The 383-nt window shown below is 46.7% G+C and carries 1 protein-coding gene; it reads right to left on the bottom strand.

Annotated elements, in window-relative coordinates:
- On the bottom strand, window positions 1-383 hold a 383-nt coding region (locus B4K20_RS11195; protein WP_289282944.1), incomplete at both ends, for an AAA family ATPase.

Here is a 383-nt window from a genome sequence, read left to right as displayed (position 1 = left end):
TCCTGAACCAGTCTGGCCATAGGACGAGCCCCCATTTGAACATCGTAACCATGGTCAGCCAGCCATTGGCGAGCCGCATCATCCACCTCGATAGTGACGTTTTTATCTTCAAGTAACATTTCAAGCTCTAATACCGCTTTATCAGCTACTCGAAGAATGGCATCTTTATCCAGTGGTTTGAATTGAATAATGCCATCAAGACGGTTACGGAACTCAGGCGTGAAGGTTCGTTTCAGGGCTTCATTACCGTCAGAAGTTAAATTGTCCTGTTTGGTGAAACCAATGGAAGGTTTACTCATCTCAGCGGCACCGGCATTACTGGTCATCACTAATACGACGTGACGGAAATCCGCTTTACGACCATTGTTATCAGTCAGCGTGCC

Source organism: Methylophaga sp. UBA5088, from assembly GCF_002414625.1.
Classification (GTDB): Bacteria; Pseudomonadota; Gammaproteobacteria; order Nitrosococcales; family Methylophagaceae; genus Methylophaga; species Methylophaga marina.
Note: the sequence above shows the minus strand (reverse complement) of the source record. Positions and strands in the feature narration are given on the sequence as shown.